Annotated in this window: 15 protein-coding genes; 5 read left to right on the top strand and 10 right to left on the bottom strand. The window is 64.7% G+C overall.

The genetic code is table 11. From position 1 onward, the window contains the following. Positions 1–91: 91 nt before the first annotated feature. Positions 92–652, bottom strand: a complete 561-nt coding sequence (locus Q0139_RS12560) for a cytochrome b (RefSeq protein WP_298022482.1) — start codon at positions 650–652, stop codon at positions 92–94. 105 nt (positions 653–757) lie between these two features. Between Q0139_RS12560 and Q0139_RS12555 the strand changes: the two genes are divergently transcribed. The 3 genes from Q0139_RS12555 to Q0139_RS12545 all read left to right on the top strand — a co-directional run bounded on the left by Q0139_RS12555 (position 758) and on the right by Q0139_RS12545 (position 4937). Next, positions 758–2047, top strand: coding sequence for an amidohydrolase family protein (locus Q0139_RS12555; RefSeq protein WP_298022477.1), 1290 nt, complete (start codon positions 758–760; stop codon positions 2045–2047). Between the two features lie 191 nt (positions 2048–2238). After that, positions 2239–2916, top strand: a complete 678-nt coding sequence (locus Q0139_RS12550; protein WP_298022467.1) for a 2OG-Fe(II) oxygenase — start codon at positions 2239–2241, stop codon at positions 2914–2916. Positions 2917–3071: 155 nt separating this feature from the next. Next, complete coding sequence (locus Q0139_RS12545; protein ID WP_298022464.1) at positions 3072–4937, top strand: DUF885 family protein; 1866 nt, start codon at positions 3072–3074, stop codon at positions 4935–4937. A 61-nt stretch (positions 4938–4998) separates the two neighbouring features. Here the strand turns inward: Q0139_RS12545 and Q0139_RS12540 are convergent, their stop codons facing one another. Continuing rightward, positions 4999–5541, bottom strand: coding sequence for a histidine phosphatase family protein (locus Q0139_RS12540; RefSeq protein ID WP_298022462.1), 543 nt, complete (start codon positions 5539–5541; stop codon positions 4999–5001). Then, complete coding sequence (locus Q0139_RS12535; protein ID WP_298022459.1) at positions 5538–8270, bottom strand: ATP-dependent DNA helicase; 2733 nt, start codon at positions 8268–8270, stop codon at positions 5538–5540. The genes Q0139_RS12540 and Q0139_RS12535 overlap by 4 nt, the downstream gene beginning before the upstream one ends. Positions 8271–8308: 38 nt before the next feature. Here Q0139_RS12535 and Q0139_RS12530 point away from each other — a divergent pair, with 38 nt between their 5' ends. Next, positions 8309–9886, top strand: a complete 1578-nt coding sequence (locus Q0139_RS12530) for a lysine--tRNA ligase (protein WP_298022456.1) — start codon at positions 8309–8311, stop codon at positions 9884–9886. A gap of 138 nt (positions 9887–10024) precedes the next feature. Here the strand turns inward: Q0139_RS12530 and Q0139_RS12525 are convergent, their stop codons facing one another. The 5 genes from Q0139_RS12525 to rpmF form a co-directional block, all read right to left on the bottom strand. Next, positions 10025–10363 (bottom strand): MerR family transcriptional regulator, encoded by a 339-nt coding sequence (locus Q0139_RS12525; protein WP_298022453.1) that lies wholly within the window; start codon positions 10361–10363, stop codon positions 10025–10027. Between the two features lie 25 nt (positions 10364–10388). After that, on the bottom strand, positions 10389–10688 hold the full coding sequence (locus Q0139_RS12520) for an integration host factor subunit alpha (protein ID WP_298022450.1): 300 nt from the start codon (positions 10686–10688) through the stop codon (positions 10389–10391). 93 nt (positions 10689–10781) lie between these two features. After that, positions 10782–11741 carry a beta-ketoacyl-ACP synthase III gene (locus Q0139_RS12515; RefSeq protein ID WP_298022447.1) on the bottom strand — a complete coding sequence of 320 codons (960 nt, stop codon included), beginning with the start codon at positions 11739–11741 and terminating at the stop codon, positions 10782–10784. Then, positions 11738–12784: a phosphate acyltransferase PlsX gene (gene plsX / locus Q0139_RS12510; RefSeq protein ID WP_298022444.1), complete on the bottom strand. Its 1047-nt coding sequence runs from the start codon at positions 12782–12784 to the stop codon at positions 11738–11740. Before plsX ends, Q0139_RS12515 begins: the two co-directional genes overlap by 4 nt. A gap of 24 nt (positions 12785–12808) precedes the next feature. Continuing rightward, entirely contained in the window at positions 12809–12988 is a 180-nt protein-coding gene (rpmF, locus tag Q0139_RS12505) for a 50S ribosomal protein L32 (protein WP_298022441.1), read from the bottom strand. A 196-nt stretch (positions 12989–13184) separates the two neighbouring features. Between rpmF and Q0139_RS12500 the strand changes: the two genes are divergently transcribed. After that, positions 13185–13754, top strand: a complete 570-nt coding sequence (locus Q0139_RS12500) for an MAPEG family protein (protein ID WP_298022437.1) — start codon at positions 13185–13187, stop codon at positions 13752–13754. Here Q0139_RS12500 and sufU read toward each other — a convergent pair. After that, positions 13640–14107, bottom strand: coding sequence for a Fe-S cluster assembly sulfur transfer protein SufU (gene sufU, locus Q0139_RS12495; protein WP_298022434.1), 468 nt, complete (start codon positions 14105–14107; stop codon positions 13640–13642). The genes Q0139_RS12500 and sufU overlap by 115 nt on opposite strands. Then, positions 14107–14649 (bottom strand): aminotransferase class V-fold PLP-dependent enzyme, encoded by a 543-nt coding sequence (locus Q0139_RS12490; protein WP_298022485.1) that lies wholly within the window; start codon positions 14647–14649, stop codon positions 14107–14109. The genes sufU and Q0139_RS12490 overlap by 1 nt, the downstream gene beginning before the upstream one ends. Positions 14650–14841: the final 192 nt, after the last annotated feature.

Below are 14841 nucleotides of genomic sequence, written 5' to 3'. Positions count from 1 at the left end.
GGCCTCCCACTTAGTGTATTCTCATGGGAGGCCGGGTGGGGGTGCGGGCTGGTGCGGCGCTCGACCGAAAGGTCGAGTCTGACAATCCAATTCACCGCTCCCGCCAGTTCCTGATCGGGATCATCCGGCCGAGCGTCGAATCCTTGTCGACGACATGATGCTTGAGCGCGCCCACCACATGGAGCGCGATCAGCCCGACGAAAGCCCAGCCGCCAAGCTCGTGCAGTTCCTCGTACAGATCATGCGTTGCCTCATCGCGCGCGACCGGGAGGGCCGACACTTCGAACAGCCCGAAGATGCTGATCGGATTGCCGCGCCCGGTCGACACAATCAGCCAGCCGAGGATCGGCATCGCCAGCAAGAGCGCATAGAAGAGGAAATGCACGGCCTTGGCCAGCGCGCGTTCCCAACCGGGATGCGCGGGATTGGCGGGCGGCACCGGATGGATCAGCCGCCAGACGATCCGCACCAATGTCAGGAACAAGACCGTAAGCCCGATGGCGAAATGCTGGCCCATCAGGAACGCCCGCGTTTCGTCTGCCATATTCTCGTGGAAGAAACCGATCAGCAGGTTGATCGTGATCAGGACGGCGAGCGTCCAGTGAAGCAAGATGGCGATGGTCGAATATCGGGCCTGGGCGGGCGTCGTCATTGGGAAACTCCTGCAATCTTTCCTCGCACTTATGGCGTCGACGGCGTGAAGTCGATAAGGCCGGGCGCACGCGCGATGGACGCAGATATCAGGGGAGTGTGTCAAATGTTTCGCAAGACGATCGCCATATTGGCCGGGCTTTGCCTTTCGGCTCCGGCGCTGGCGCAGGGCTCCGACCCGGCCGGAGAGGTGACGCTGATCCATGCCGGCCGGCTGATCACCGAAGCCGGCACGGCGCCGCGCGGCCCCTCCACCATCGTCGTCCGCGGCGAAACGATCGAGGCGATCGAGGACGGGCATGTTACGCGCCCCGGCGCGGAAATCGTCGACCTGTCCCAGCGCACGGTGCTTCCCGGCCTGATCGAAGCGCACAGCCATCTTGCGGGCAATCCGGGCGGCGATTTTCGCGACGAGGCGGTCGATTCGGACGAGTGGAGCGTCGTCCTCGGCACGCAGAACATGCTGGAGACGGCGCGGCGCGGCTTTACGACCGTCCGTATGCCCGGTTCGGGCGCGGAGACCGGGATGACGCTGCGCCGCGCAACGGCCGAGCACCGCCTGCCCGGCCCGCGTATCGTGACCTCCGGCCCGGCGCTCTCGATTATCGGCGGCCATGGCGACGTCTCGGGCTTCCGGCCCGAGGTGAACGCCGTGCTGAGCGGCGGCAACACCTGCACCGGACCCGACGAATGCGCGGCGCGGGTGCGCGAATGGGGCCGCGCGGGCGAGGATTTTATCAAGATCACCGCGACGGGCGGCGTGCTGAGCCAGCAGGCGCGCGGCCTCGGCGTCCACTTCACCGATGCGGAGATGCGCGCGATCGTCGAGACCGCCCATGGCCTCGGCATGCACGTCGCGGCCCACGCCCATGGCGCACGCGGGATCGAGGCGGCGGCGCGCGCAGGCGTCGATTCGATCGAGCACGGCACCTTTGCCGACGATGCCGCGATCCGCGCGATGCGCGAGAACGGCACGGTGATGGTGCCGACGCTGATGGCCTATACCGGCATTCGCGAACGCCTCGGCACCGGCGTCTATACGCCGCAGGTCGAGGCGAAGGTCCGCGAAACGCTGGCCGTGGTCGGCCAGGCGGCGCGGCGCGCACATGAGGCCGGCGTCACCATCGTCTTCGGCACCGATGCCGGCGTCTTCGAACACGGCCGCAATGCCGAGGAGTTCGCCATGTATGTCGATCTTGTCGGGATGACACCCGAAGAGGTGCTGCGATCGGCGACCACCGACGCGGCCGAGCTGCTCGGGATGGAGACGACGATCGGCCGTATCGCGCCCGGATATTCGGCGGATATCGTCGCGGTGCCGGGCGATCCGCTGGCCGACGTTCGTGCGCTGGAGAGCGTGGACTGGGTCATGGTTCGCGGCGAGGCGATCGAATAGGTTTGATAGTCAGAATTTCGCTAGCGCGAAATCGCCGCACCGGCCCGCACCCCCACCCGGCCTCCCATGAGAATACCCTAAGTGGGAGGCCGGGTGGGGGTGCGGGCCGGTGCGGCGCTCGACCGAAAGGTCGAGTCTGACAATCAAACACCATCTTCCAACGAATCGTACCTTTTGATAGCGACCCGCGAATGAGCGTTACCGACAAGACCGTCCTCGCCGAACGCAACAGCGAGATCGTCGATCACATTTCGGCGCAGCCCGGCGTGCAGCGCGTGCCGAACCGGCTCGTCGACATCTTTATCGCGCGCGATTTCCTCGACGCGACCGAATGCGACCTGCTGATCGAGAAGATCGACCGCGACGCGCGCCCCTCGACCCTGCTCTCCTCGACCGACGACAACGAATTCCGCACCTCCTACAGCTGCGATTTCGACCGGCAGGCGAAGGAGATCGACGCGATCGAGGACAAGATCGTCCGCTTCATGGGCATCCCCAAGGAGCATGGCGAGACGATCCAGGGCCAGCGCTACGCGGTCGGCCAGCAGTTCAAGCCGCATCATGACTGGTTCTACGATACGCAGGATTATTGGAACCAAGAGAAGGTGCAGGGCGGACAGCGGACATGGACCGCGATGGTGTTCCTCAACGACACACAAACCGGCGGCGCGACGCGGTTCAAGAAGATCGGCAAGATGTTCCACGCCGAGCGCGGCAAGCTTCTGTGCTGGAACAATCTCGACCCCGCGGGCGAACCGAATACATGGACGCTGCATCAGGGGATGAAAGTGCGCGAAGGCGTCAAATACATCATCACCAAATGGTTTCGCGAGCTGCCCTGGGTCGGTGCCGGCCCGAGCCAATATTGATCACCGATCGGGTGCGCGGAACCGCCTGACGTTGGCGGAAACCAGCCCTCGTTTCGTCGATGAAAAGTGACGCCCTGTCGCAGATTTGCGATTGTGTTCGCATCCTGGGTGACCTATACGCCTAACACACTCATAGATACCGGAGCCCGTTTCGCATGAACCGCAAGATATTTCTCCTCGCATCGGCCGCGCTGTTCGGCGCCGTGGCCACCCCCGCGCTCGCCTACCAGAACGAAGGGGCCGCCGCCGAAGCGGCCGCGACCAGCGCCGACGAACGCCTCAACGCGCTGTTCGCGCAGAGCGACGAAGAAAGCCTGCGCCGCAATCCGATCGGCGCGCTGTTCCGCGGCGACATGCGCTATGCCGACCAGCTCGGCATCTATCTCACCGACGAATATTTCGACGGCGAACGGGCCGCCGCGCAGGCAAATCTCGATGCACTGCACGCCATTCCGCACGACGAACTGACGCCGACGAACCAGATCGCCTACCAGATCTTCGAGCTCGACCAGGAAGAGAATCTGCGCGACCTGACGCCGGAAATGATGGCGCTGACCGTGGTTCGGCCGGTCAACCATTTCGCCGGCTTCCACACCTTCTACCCGACCTTCGCCTCGGGCCAGGGCGCCGCGCCGTTCAACACGGTCGAGGATTATGAGAACAATCTCAGCCGCCATAATGACTATATCGCCAATATCGATCTTGCCATCGGCCGCTTCCGCCAGGGCATGGAATCGGGCGTCGTCGAAACCAAGATGACGATCAACAATGTCATCAGCCAGCTCGACACCCAGCTCGCCATGCCGATCGAGGAATCGCCTTTCTTTCAGCCGATCAACAGTTTCCCCGAGGATTTTTCCAATGAGGACAAGGCCCGGCTGACCGCCGAATATCAGGCGGCGACGCAAGAGGTCTACGGCGCGCATACGCGGCTGCGCGATTTCCTGCGCGACGAATATGTCGCCGTGGCGCGCGATGGTGCGGGCCTCACCCATATGCAGGGCGGCGACATGCTCTACGCGCAGCTCGTCCGCGACACGACGACGCTCGATCTGACGCCCGACTATGTGCACCAGCTCGGCCTTTCCGAAGTCGCGCGGATCACCGAGGGTTTCGAGCAGATCAAGAACGAGGTCGGCTTCGACGGCACGCTCGCCGAATTCTTCGAATTCATCCGCACCGATCCGCAGTTCAAGCCGGAAAGCCGCGAAGCGCTGACCGAAGGCTATTACGAGATCGGCCGCGTGGTCGATCAGCATATCGGCGACTATTTTTCGACGCTGCCCGCCAGCGATCTCGAAATCCGTCCCTATGAGCCGTTCCGCGAACAGCATGAAGCCGGCGGTTCGTACCAGTCCGGCGCGCCGGACGGGTCTCGCCCGGGCATCTTCTACTTCAACGCCTATAATCTCGAAGAGCGGCTGACGCCGGGCATGACCACGCTCTACCTGCACGAGGGCGCGCCGGGCCATCACTTCCAGATCAGCCTGGCGCAGGAAAACGAGGCGCTGCCGAACTTCATGCGCTTCGGCGGCAACACCGCGTTCGTCGAGGGCTGGGCGCTCTATTCCGAAACGCTCGGCTACGACATGGGGCTTTACGAAGATCCCTATCAGCGCTTCGGCACGCTCAACGACGAGATGCTGCGCGCGATGCGGCTTGTCGTCGACAGCGGTATCCATTCGCTCGGTTGGACGCGCGAACAGGCGATCGATTACATGCTCGAAAATTCGGGCATGACGCGCACCGAGGTTGTTTCCGAGGTCGAACGCTATATCGCCATCCCGAGCCAGGCACTGGCCTACAAGGTCGGCGCGCTTACGATCCAGGCGCTGCGCCAGCAGGCCGAAGCCGCGCTGGGCGACAATTTCGACATCCGCGCCTTCCACGAACAGGTGCTCAACACGGGCGCGCTGCCGATGGCGGTGCTGGAGACGAAGATCTACGACTGGATCGAAGCACAGGGCGGCGAGCGTCCCGGCGGCGTTGACCTGATGGCCGTGCACGGCGCGGGCGACTGATCCGCGAGTTTTCCGGTTTTAGGAGAGGGAGGGCTCCGGCATTGCCGGGGCCCTTTTTCGTTCAGACCGGGTCGGGGCCCAAATCTTCGGCCAGGTCGCGCGGCCGGACGAAACGGGCGAGCTTGCCCGACGCCGCCGCGATATCGGCCCAGTGTTCGACCTCGAAGGTCATCTCGGCGAGGGTCCCCGTCGGATATTTTTCCTCCGCCGCCGCGCGCAACTTGTCGCCTTTCTTGTCGGGGACGAGGAAGAGCAGCAGGTCCTCGATCCCCGAATTGTGCCCGGCCAGCATCAGGCTCTCGATCGCGTCATCGGCTTCCTGCACCACCTCGAGCAGTGTCCGGTCCGAGGCGAGATAGGCGCGGCGGTCCCATTCGGGTTCGATCCGCTCGCCATAGCCCTTGCCGAACCATTCGAGCGTTTCGGCGACGCGGACGGCGGGCGAGGCGATGACGGCATCGAATTCGAGCCCCTCGCCCCTCATATGCTCGCCCATCGTCTCGGCCGCGCGCTTGCCCTTGGCGTTGAGCGGACGATCATAGTCGCGGGTGACGGGGTCGTCCCAGCTCGACTTGGCATGGCGCAGCAGGATCAGGCGTTTCATTCGCTCTCCGTCGGTTGCGGCTCTTCCTGCCGCATTTCCGTGACGGATGAAAGACGCGTCCGAACGCGAGCGACCGCTTCGTCGAGCGGCACGCGGCTGACCGGCGTCGCCTCGGGAAAGGCGGTGAGCAGCCGCGAGGGCGTCGCCGCCGACAGCAGCACGAACATGCCGACATCGTCCTTGCGGCGGATCAGCCGTCCGAAGGCTTGCGCAAGCCGCGCGCGCACGACGCGGTCGACATAGGCGTTGCCGCCCTGCGCCAGCTTGCGCGCGGCGTGGAGCACGGTCGGCCGCGGCCAGGGCACGCCCTCCATCACGGCGAGCCGCAGCGATTCGCCCGGAACGTCGACCCCATCGCGCAAGGCATCGGTGCCGAGCAGTGAGGCGTGCGGATCGTCGCGGAAGATATCGATCAGCGTGCCGGTGTCGATCGGGTCGACATGCTGCGAGTAGAGCGGCAGCCCCTCCCGCGCCAGCCGGTCGGCGATCCGCGCGTGCACGGCCTTCAGCCGCGCGATCGCGGTAAACAGGCCCAGCGTCCCGCCACCCGCGGCCTCGATCAGCTTCGCATAGGCCCCGGCCAGCGCTGCGATATCGCCGCGCTTGATGTCGGTGACGATCAGCACCTCGCTGTTCGCGCCATAGTCGAACGGGCTCTTCGCCTCGAACAGGCTCGGCGCAAAATCGAGATGCTGGGCGCCGGCGCGCATTTCCGCCGCGTCCCATTCCTCCGACCCTTTCAGCGTCGCCGAGGTGACGATCAGCCCGTCGGCGGGCTTGATGACCGTTTCGGCGAGCGGCTTGGTCGGGTCGAGCCAGTGGCGGTGCAGGCCGATATCATATTCGCGCCCCTCGATCCGGTCGACGGCGAGCCAGTCGACGAAATCGGGGTCGGCGGGTCCGCCCATGCGCGCGAGCAGCGAAATCCAGGCGGCGAGCATCTGGTTGCGGAAGGTCAGCCCGTTGATCGCACCCTCGATCCGCGCGCGCGCCTGGCTGTCGAGCCAGTCGGGCGCGTCGGTCAACACCGCCTCGAGCCGCTGGCGCAAAGTCGCAAGCGGGCGCAAAATCCGCTCGAGCGCCGCCGCCGCATCGCCGGCCGCCGCGATCAGCGTTCCGTCCAGTTCGGCCGCTTCGGTCTCGAGCCCATAGCCCGCATCTTGCGCATCGGCGCGCGCATAGACCGTGCCCCGCACGGCCGCGAGCAGCGCCTCGACCGGCCCCATCGGGATGCCCTCGGCAATCCGGCGAAGCCAGTCGCCGCCCGGCAGCATCTCGGCCGCATCGGCCGCCGCCTGGATCGCCTCGCCGCCCGCATCGTCATAGCTGGCCACATCCATCAGCCGTGCCGCCAGCCCGCGCCGCCGCCCGCGATGGCGGCCTTCGGGCCCGATGATCCAGCGGCGAAGCTCGATCGCCTCCTGCCCCGTCAGCGCGGCGGCGAAGGTGCTGTCGGCGGCGTCGAACAAATGATGCCCCTCGTCGAACACGATCCGGCGCAGCGCCCCCTCCTCGCCGCGCCGCCGTTCGGCGAGAATCATCACGAGCGCATGGTTGGCGATGACGATATCCGCATGTTCGCTCGCCCGCGCCGCGCGTTCGATGAAGCATTTGCGATAATGCGGGCAGCCCGCATAGACGCACTCGCCGCGCCGGTCGGTCAGCGCCGTCGAACCCGCACGGCGGAAGAGCGTCGGCAGCCAGCCCGGCAGGTCGCCACCGACCATGTCGCCGTCCTTTGAGTACATCGCCCAGCGCGCGACGAGCTGGGCGAGGATCGCCGGCCGCCCCGCAAAACCGCCCTGCAACGCGTCCTCGAGATTGAGCAGGCAGAGATAATTCTCGCGGCCCTTGCGAATGACGACCTTTTCGCGCCGCTCCGCCGCATCGGGAAAGACGCGTTCGGTCTCGCGGTCCAATTGCCGCTGCAGCGCCTTGGTATAGGTCGAGATCCAGACCGTCCCCTGCGCCTCGCTGGCCCAGAGCGAGGCGGGCGCGAGATAGCCGAGCGTCTTGCCGATCCCCGTCCCCGCCTCGGCGAGAAGCATCTGCGGCCGCCCCTCGCCGCGCGGCGGATCGAAGGCGTGCGATGCGGCGCGGACATAGGCCTGCTGCCCTTCGCGCCGTTCCGCCCCCTGCCCCGCCAGCGCATCGAGCCGCTCGAGCGCGGTGTCTTCGTCCACGGTGCGCGTCAGCGGTGCCGGGCGAGGCGCCTCCTCTTCCCATTCGGGCAGGCGCGAGAACAGCCAGCGCTCGGGCTTTTCGGGCGCGTCGATCCGATCGGTCACCAGCCCCGCCCAGGGCCAGCGCAACCGGAACAGCGCATGGGCAGAAGCATGCGCGCCATAGCGTTCTTCCCAGCCTTCCCATTCGAGAGTCTTCAGCAGGTGCTGCGCCATTTCGAGCAGGAGGAACGCGGCGTCTTCGTCCGGCAGCGTCTCCGGCGCCATGCCCAGCGCCCGCGCCATGCCGAGCGGCGTCGGCACGCAGAAGCGCGCCGGATGAACGAAGGCGAAGAGTTCGAGCAGGTCGAGCCCCGAAAGTTCGGGATAACCCAGTCGCTGCCCCGTCATCGGCGCGTTGAGCACGATGGTCGGCGTCTCCGCCGCCGCCGAAATCGCCTCGCCCCGGCCCAGCGACCGCACGTCGCCGTCCGGCGAGGCTATCCAGACGCCGGCATGGGTGGCATGGAGCGCGCTGTGCGGTAAAAGCGGTCGATCGGTCGGCACGGTCCGCACCCATCGCCCAGCAGGAACGAAAGAGCAACATGAGCGATCTCCGCGATATCGCGATGCAATCCAAGGCCTGGCCCTATGAGGAGGCGCGCAAGCTGTTGAAGCGCTACCCCGACGGGAAGCCAGACGGCGAACCGATCATATTCGAAACCGGGTACGGCCCGTCGGGCCTGCCGCATCTCGGCACGTTTCAGGAAGTCGCGCGGACGCTGATGGTGTGCCATGCGCTGACCGAGCTGACGGGCTGGGAATCGCGGCTGATCGCGTTCAGCGACGATATGGACGGGATGCGCAAGGTGCCGCCCAACATGCCGCACAGCGACATGATGCACGAGCATCTCGACCAGCCGTTATGCAAGGTTCCCGACCCCTTTGGCTGTCATGACAGCTATGCCGATCACAACAACCAGCTGCTGCGTAAATTTCTCGACGATTACGGTTTCGATTACGAATTCGTCGCCTCGCACGATCGGTATCTGGCAGGGGCGTTCGACGAGCAGTTGAAGAACGTCCTTCGTAATTACGACAAGATCATGGGCGTCATGCTACCGACGCTGGGCGAGGAACGGCGCGAGACCTATTCGCCGGTGCTGCCGATCTCGCCGGAAACCGGCAAGGTGCTGCAGGTCGCGGTGACGGTCGTCGATGCGGACAAGGGCCTTATCGCGTTCAATGATCCCGATGCCGGCCACCAGGCCGAGCATTCGATCCTGTCCGGAGGCGCTAAGCTGCAATGGAAGGTCGACTGGGCGATGCGCTGGGTCGCGCTCGGCGTCGACTATGAGATGTCGGGCAAGGATCTGATCGATTCGGTCACCCACTCGTCGAAGATCGCCCGCATCCTCGGCGGCAAGCCGCCCGAGGGGTTCAATTACGAGATGTTCCTCGACGAGGACGGGCAGAAGATTTCCAAGTCGAAGGGCAACGGCCTGACGATCGAGGAATGGCTGACCTATGCGCCGCAGGAATCATTGAGCTTCTACATCTACCGCGATCCGAAAAAGGCCAAGCAGCTCAGCTTCCAGATCATTCCCAAGGCGGTCGACGAATATCATCGCTTCCTCGACGCCTATCCGGAACAGGAGACGAAGGAGCGGCTCGGCAATCCCGTACACCATGTCCATGCCGGCCACCCGCCGCAAGTCGATATGCCGATCAGCTTCGCGTTGCTGCTCAATCTCGTCGGCGTCGCGAACACCGACGACAAGGAACTGCTCTGGGGCTTTGTGCGGCGCTATGCGCCCGGAACGTCGCCCGAGACGCATCCCGAGCTCGATCGGCTGATCGACCATGCGCTCGTCTATTTTCGCGATTTCGTGGCGGCGTCGCTGTGCCGCCGCTCGCCCGAAGGCAAGGAGGTCGATGCATTGCGCGACCTCGATGCAGCGCTCGCCGCCATGCCCGAGGACGCCGATGCCGAGACGATCCAGAATGCGGTCTTCGCGGTCGGAAAGGACCATGACTTCGAACCGCTGCGCGACTGGTTCAAGGCGCTCTACGAGACGCTGCTCGGCGCGAGCCAGGGGCCGCGCATGGGGAGCTTCACCGCGCTCTACGGGATCGGCAATGTCCGCAAGCTGATTGCGGAGGCGTTGGAAGGGGCAGGTTGAGGCGAAATTCCTCTCGCTAACCGCTCGTCATTGCGAGGAGCCGAAGGCGACGCGGCAATCCAGGGCTATTGGTGCTGCGGCTTGCGGCTCTGGATTGCTTCGCGTTGCTCGCAATGACGAAATAAAGCGGTCTGAAATCTAATCCGCCAGCGCCGCCGCCAGTTCGTCTCTCAACTGCCTGAGCTCGCTCCGCATCGCCGGAGTCAGCGCGGGTGCGGGATCGGGTGCCGGGGCGGCATCGGGCGCAGCGCCCTCATCGCCCTTCCCCGCAAGCAATTTCTGCACGCCCTTCACCGTATAGCCATCATGGTTGAGCAGCCGGTCGATCCGCTCGACCAGGGCGACATCGTCGGGGCGATAATAGCGGCGATTGCCCGAACGCTTGAGCGGGCGAAGCTGCGGAAAGCGCTTTTCCCAATAGCGCAGGATATGCTGGGCGATGCCGAACCGGTCGGAGACTTCCCCGATCGTCAGCATGGCACCGGCATCTTTCGTCACAGGCTTAATTCGATCCGGCGATTTTCTGCCGCATCGACTGGCTGGCGCGGAAGGTCAGCACGCGGCGGGGTGCGATCGGCACCTCGACGCCCGTTTTCGGGTTGCGGCCAATGCGTTCTCCCTTGTCGCGCAGGATGAAGCTGCCGAAGCCGGACACCTTCACATTTTCGCCATCGGCCAGTGCATCGCACATATGGCCCAGAAGCGACTCGACCAGTTCGGACGATTCGGCGCGCGACAGGCCGACGGAACCATGCACCGCCTCGGCAAGATCGGCACGCGTCAAAGTCCCAGTGTCGCTCATATCGCAATCCCCCTTATATTATCGGTTCCGCCTTTAACCCAGCCGGGCGCGAGTCGCAAACCTGTCATACTCGAAAAACCGCTGAAAACCGCCTCAATATCGGACGACGGACGCGCCCCAGGTGAATCCGCCGCCCATCGCCTCCAGCACCAGCAGATCGCCGCGCCTGATTCGCCCGTCGCGCACCGCCGTGTCGAGCGCCAGCGGAACCGACGCGGCGGACGTGTTGGCGTGCTGGTCCACCGTCACGATTACCCTTTCCGGCGCCAGGCCGAGCTTCTTCGCCGTTGCGTCCAGAATTCGCTTGTTCGCCTGATGCGGGATGACCCAGTCGACGGCATCGGAGCCCAACCCGGCGGCTTCCAGCGTCTCGGTCATCACCGCCGACAGGTTGACGACGGCATGGCGAAACACCTCGCGGCCCTGCATGCGGAGCTTGCCGACCGTCTGCGTCGTCGAAGGGCCGCCATCGACATAGAGCAGCTGGTTCTGCCGCCCGTCGGCATGGAGCTTCGAAGCCAGGATGCCGCGATCGCCCTCCTCGGCGCCGAGCACCACCGCCCCGGCCCCATCGCCGAACAGGACGCAGGTACCGCGATCCTCCCAGTCGAGGATCCGGCTGAACGTTTCCGAGCCGATGACGAGCGCCTTTTGCGCGACGCCGCCCTTGATCATATTGTCGGCCACCGACAGCGCGTAGAGAAAGCCCGAGCAGACCGCCTGCACGTCGAAGGCCGTGCAGTCGTCGATGCCGAGTTCGGCCTGGATCAGCGTCGCCGAGGCGGGGAAGGTCTGGTCGGGCGTCGAGGTCGCCAGCACAATCAGGCCGATTTCGGTGGCGTCGACCCCCGCCGCTTCGAGCGCGCGGCGTGAAGCCTCTGCACCGAGCGAGGCGGTCGTTTCGCCTTCGCCGGCGATATGGCGGAAATGGATGCCGGTGCGCTCGACGATCCAGTCGTGCGACGTATCGACCGTCTCGGCCAGCTCGTCATTGCTGACGCGGCGAGTGGGCAGGGCCGAACCCGTGCCCAATATGACCGTCCGAAGCGTCATTCGGCGGCGTCCTCGATCGCCTGTTTGGGAAAGTTCGCCAGATCGTCGGCGATCCGGCGGGTAATGTCCGCGCTGGCCATCTTGTATGTGAGGTCGATGGCGTTGCGCACGCCGTTGGCATCGGCGCTGCCATGGCTTTTGACGACAAGCCCGTTCAGGCCGAGCAGCACGCCGCCATTATGGTTATTCGGATCGAGCGTACGCTTCAGCAGGTTGGCCGCAGGCCGCGAGAGCATGAAGCCGGCCTTGGAGCGCAAGGAGCTGGTAAAGGCGCGGCGGATCAGGTCGGCGACGAAGCGGGCCGTCCCTTCGACGGACTTGATCGCGATGTTGCCGGAAAAGCCGTCGGTCGCGACAACATCGACATGACCGCGCGACAGGCGATCCGCCTCGATGAAACCGGTGAACTCCAGCGGCAGTTCGGTCGCCGCACGCAACTGCGCCGCCGCGTCGCGCAGCTCCTCGGTCCCCTTCATGTCTTCGGACCCGATATTCAGGAGCGCCGTACGAGGGCGCTGGATATCGAGCGCGATCCGCGCATAGGCCGCCCCCATCACCGCGAACTGGACGAGGTTTTCGGAATCGCATTCGGTGTTCGCGCCAAGATCGAGCATCACGACATCGTTTTCGCCGAGCGTCGGCAGCAGCGCGGAAATGGCAGGCCGGTCGATGCCCTCCATCGTCCGGAGCGCGAGCTTCGCCATCGCCATCAGCGCGCCGGTATTGCCGCCGGACAGCGCGGCATCGGCCTCGCCCGCCTTTACCGCCTGGATCGCCAGACCCATCGAGCTGTCTTTCGAACGGCGGATCACCTGGCTCGGCTTGGCATCGCCGGCGACGACGCCGTCGGTGTGGTGCACCTCGGCCGCATCGGCGAGCGATTTGTGCTTGGCGAGTTCCGCGCGGATCGCGGTCTCGTCGCCGAAAAAGCGAAAGCGCAGGTCGGGATAGTCGGCGAGCGCGCTCGCTGCGCCCGCCACCATGACTTCCGGCCCGACATCGCCACCCATCGCGTCGATGGCGATACGGGGTCCTTCTGTCATTGAGCCGGTCTCCCTGGTCTGGTCTTAAACCTCGATCGGGAGGACTTCGCGACCGTTATACTGGCCGCATGCCATACACATGTGATGCGGGCGCTTCAGTTCGCCGCAATTCGGGCATTCCTGGAACGCCTCGGCCTTCAGCGCGTCGTGCGCGCGGCGCTTGCCGCGGCGGGAGGGCGATACTTTTCTTTTCGGGACAGCCATGGCGGCACCTTATCTCTTGCGAAACCTGTCAAAAATCCTGTTGCAAACGGCATTACGAGGATATCCGGCGGCCATCAAGGTCGCCGTCCGTCCGGCCGTTTTGCTCAGGAAGAGGCGCGCATATAACGATTTCGCCCACGCTTGCAAGCAAAACCCCGGCGTGCCAAGCCGCGAAAAACCGGGAGGGGACGCATCCATGAAACTCGAAATCACGCTCGTTATCGCCGCTGCGGCGGTGCTGCTCAATCTCTGGCTGGCCGTGCGAGTCGGCAGGGTCCGCACCAGCGAGAAAATTTCGGTCGGCGATGGCGGGAACGAAATGGTGACGCGGCGGATGCGCGCCCATTCCAACTATGCCGAATATACGCCCTTCTTCCTGATCCTGCTGGCGGCGATCGAGCTTGCCACCGGATCGAACCTGTGGCTCTGGATCGTATCGATCGTCTACATCCTCGGCCGCATCGCCCACGCATTCGGCATGGACGGGCGCGGCAAGCTGCGCATGATCGGAATTCTCACGACTGTCATCTGGGCGACCGGTTTTGAGCAGGATTTCAGCTGGCTGCATGTCGACACCTTCGTGCCGACCGGGATCAGGGTTGCGTCGCAATCCCGCGTTAAGGTGAGGATGCCGTCTTCCGTCATCGGTCCTTATTCCGTCTTTACGGGCGCGTTCCGCCGATCCAGTGCGGCGGAAAGGGTGTGCCAGGCCAGGGTCGCGCATTTCACACGCACCGGGAACTGGCGTACCCCGGACAGGACCTGAAGCCGGTCCACGTCATCAGGGTCCAGGCCGGCCTCGTCCGGCGGATCGTCCTGGGTGCACAATTTGTGGAAATAGTCGAACATCCGATTGGCTTCGGCTTCGGTCTTGCCTTTGACGATTTCCGTCATCATCGAGGCGGAAGCGACCGAAATCGCACATCCCTTACCGTCGAAGGAGACGCCGGTGATCCGGCCATTCTCGTCCAGCGCCAGGAACACAAACAGGGTATCGCCACACATCGGATTGTGGCCGTGAGCCTGATGATCCGCCCCGTCCAGCTTGCCGAAATTCCGTGGATGTTTGCCGTGATCCAGGATCACTTCCTGATACAGCTCGCGCAAATCGTCCGTCATCAGCTGAAGAACTCCTTCGCCGTGCGCACGGCCCGGGCCAGCGCTTCGACATCCTCATGGGTATTGTACAGGCCGAGTGAGGCGCGGGTCAGGGCGAAAACGCCCAGCCGGCCCATCAATGGCTCTGCGCAATGCTGACCAACCCGCACCGCCACACCCTCGCGATCGACGATCGTGCCCAGATCGTGAGGATGCACACCGTCGACATCAAAGGAAAGGATGCCGGCCTTACCGGGGGCCGTGCCATAGATCGTTAGCCCGTCGATCTCGTTCAACAACTCCGTGGCGTGTTCCAGCAATGCGTGTTCATGGGCATTGATGGCATCGAGGCCGATTTCCTGGACATAATCGATCGCGGCATGCAGCCCGGCGGCTTCGACGATGGCCGGCGTCCCGGCCTCGAACCGGTTGGGCAGGTCGTTCCAGGTGGCACGATCGTCCCACACCTGCATCACCAGATGAGCCGCTCCCCGCGGCGGGCGCCGGGCCTTCGATCCGGAACGCGACCGACGCCCTCCGCCGGCTCTCGCGGGGCTGACGATCGCCTATGGAGACGGACGATACGAACAGGACGGCAAAGCCTTCCAGGGGCGCATCCTGCTTTCCAGGGAAAAATTGTGTCTTTCCCACGACGGGGTCGAATTGGGCCCGACCTTCGTTCCGGTTTCGGCGATCGCCAAACGATCGCGATCCGGGAACGCCCTGAATATGGAAGTCGTTTTGTCGCAAACGGA

Origin of the sequence: uncultured Parasphingopyxis sp. (assembly GCF_937129435.1) — a bacterium.
In the GTDB taxonomy this organism is placed as follows: Bacteria; Pseudomonadota; Alphaproteobacteria; order Sphingomonadales; family Sphingomonadaceae; genus Parasphingopyxis.
The sequence above is the reverse complement of the archived record's forward strand: the minus strand, read 5'-3'. Positions and strand labels throughout refer to the sequence as shown.

Coding starts and splice junctions, on each gene's coding strand:
- Q0139_RS12545 (WP_298022464.1), top strand. CDS start 3,072: ATGAACCGCAAGATATTTCTCCTCGCATCGGCCGCGCTGTTCGGCGCC.
- sufU (WP_298022434.1), bottom strand. CDS start 14,107: ATGACGGACGATTTGCGCGAGCTGTATCAGGAAGTGATCCTGGATCAC.
- Q0139_RS12515 (WP_298022447.1), bottom strand. CDS start 11,741: ATGACGCTTCGGACGGTCATATTGGGCACGGGTTCGGCCCTGCCCACT.
- Q0139_RS12525 (WP_298022453.1), bottom strand. CDS start 10,363: ATGCTGACGATCGGGGAAGTCTCCGACCGGTTCGGCATCGCCCAGCAT.
- Q0139_RS12520 (WP_298022450.1), bottom strand. CDS start 10,688: ATGAGCGACACTGGGACTTTGACGCGTGCCGATCTTGCCGAGGCGGTG.
- Q0139_RS12530 (WP_298022456.1), top strand. CDS start 8,309: ATGAGCGATCTCCGCGATATCGCGATGCAATCCAAGGCCTGGCCCTAT.
- Q0139_RS12540 (WP_298022462.1), bottom strand. CDS start 5,541: ATGAAACGCCTGATCCTGCTGCGCCATGCCAAGTCGAGCTGGGACGAC.
- Q0139_RS12555 (WP_298022477.1), top strand. CDS start 758: ATGTTTCGCAAGACGATCGCCATATTGGCCGGGCTTTGCCTTTCGGCT.
- plsX (WP_298022444.1), bottom strand. CDS start 12,784: ATGACAGAAGGACCCCGTATCGCCATCGACGCGATGGGTGGCGATGTC.
- Q0139_RS12560 (WP_298022482.1), bottom strand. CDS start 652: ATGACGACGCCCGCCCAGGCCCGATATTCGACCATCGCCATCTTGCTT.
- rpmF (WP_298022441.1), bottom strand. CDS start 12,988: ATGGCTGTCCCGAAAAGAAAAGTATCGCCCTCCCGCCGCGGCAAGCGC.
- Q0139_RS12550 (WP_298022467.1), top strand. CDS start 2,239: ATGAGCGTTACCGACAAGACCGTCCTCGCCGAACGCAACAGCGAGATC.
- Q0139_RS12500 (WP_298022437.1), top strand. CDS start 13,185: ATGAAACTCGAAATCACGCTCGTTATCGCCGCTGCGGCGGTGCTGCTC.